The sequence below is a fragment of the Ideonella sp. P3_A4 genome, assembly GCF_056403075.1.
This window is the reverse complement of the sequence record NZ_JBFUGE010001049.1, coordinates 1-1,372: the sequence shown is the minus strand read 5'-3', so window position 1 is coordinate 1,372 and position 1,372 is coordinate 1. Positions and strand designations below refer to the sequence as shown.

General features: G+C 68.2%; 3 protein-coding genes. All 3 read left to right on the top strand.

Going from position 1 to position 1,372, the window contains the following annotated elements; all coding sequences use genetic code 11:
- On the top strand, nt 1-482 hold a 482-nt coding region (locus AC1DYI_RS35745), incomplete at its 5' end, for a protein-L-isoaspartate O-methyltransferase family protein (protein WP_477208832.1).
- Between the two features lie 5 nt (nt 483-487).
- The gene (locus AC1DYI_RS35740) at nt 488-661 is read left to right on the top strand and encodes a hypothetical protein (protein WP_477208831.1); all 174 of its coding nucleotides are present in this window, start codon (nt 488-490) and stop codon (nt 659-661) included.
- A 48-nt stretch (nt 662-709) separates the two neighbouring features.
- Nucleotides 710-1,372, top strand: a 663-nt coding sequence (locus AC1DYI_RS35735; protein ID WP_477208830.1) for a TolC family protein, incomplete at its 3' end; no start/stop codon positions are given.

Sequence of the window (1,372 nt, the reverse complement as noted above, 5' to 3'; positions counted from 1 at the left end):
AGGTCATGCTGTCGCCCAAGGTCGAGGCGCGCATGCTGCAAGAGCTGAAGGTGCAGCGCCATGAGTCGGTGCTCGAGGTCGGCGCTGGCTCCGGCTTCGTGGCCGCGCTGTTGGGCCATCGTGCCCGCGAAGTGATCGCGCTGGAAAACCGCCCCGCGCTGGCCAAGATGGCGGCCGACAACCTGCGCCGCGCCGGCATTGGCAATGTCACCGTGCGTGAGGCCGATGGCCGCGAAGGCCTGGCTGAATCGGGCCCCTTCGACGCGATCATGCTGTCCGGCTCGGTGGCCAGCGTGCCGCAAGCCTTGCTGGCGCAGTTGAAGCCGGGTGGCCGGCTGATCGCGATCGAAGGCGCAGAGCCCGTCATGCAAGCCACGCTGTACACCCGCCAAGCGAGCGGTGCGGTGGCCAAGACGGTGCTGTTCGACACCGTCGCGCCGCGGCTGGACGGCTTTGCCGAGCCGACCCGCTTCCACTTCTGAACCGCATGAACCCGCCGCGCCGCCGCTCGCAGCCCGTCGCCGGTTTTTGTCATCACGGCCTGCGCAGCACGCAAGTCGTCGCATTCCTGCTGCGCCGGGGCCCTGCCCTCGCGTACAAACTCGCCGGCAGTGGCGAAGCTGTGCCGACGAGGGTCGGCCGCTTCGCGACCATCCGTTGAATTGCCCCCGCTGACACCACAACTCCATCGACCCGAGAGGAACCGACCATGACGCTGACGCGCCGCCTGACCCTGCCCCGCGCCGCCGGGCTCACGCCCCTGGCCCTGGCATTGGCCCTCGGCTTCGCCGCCAGCGCGGCGCAGGCGCAAAGCCTGAAGGAGCTGTACGACGCAGCCCGTGGCTATGACGCGACCTACCTGTCGGCGCGCTCGCTGGCCGATTCGGCGCAGTACCGGGCCGACCAGGCAGGGGCACTGCGGTTGCCGACGGTGGGGTTGCAGGCCTCGTCGACGTTGGTACGAGCCGAGTCGGATAGCGAGAGCACCTCGCCCACCGGCCTGCCCGCGCCGGCACCAGCGCGCGTGACCACGCCCACCACCACCGAAACCCGCACGACCAACAACCAGGTCGTACTGTCCGCACAGCAAAGCCTGTTCAACCGAGCCAATGGCGTCACGATCGAACAGGCCGAACGTGCGGTCACGATCGCGCAGGCTCAGTTGCGCAGCGCCGAGCAAGATCTGATCGTGCGCCTGTCGCAGGCCTACTTCGACGTGCTCGGTGCGCAAGACACGCTGAACACTGTGCAGGCCAGCAAGAAAGCCATCTCAGAGCAATTGGCCTCGGCCAAGCGCAACTTCGAGGTCGGAACCGCGACCATCACCGACACCCGCGAAGCACAGGCACGCTACGACCTGTCGCTGGCGCAG

Coding starts and splice junctions, on each gene's coding strand:
- AC1DYI_RS35740 (WP_477208831.1), top strand. CDS start 488: ATGAACCCGCCGCGCCGCCGCTCGCAGCCCGTCGCCGGTTTTTGTCAT.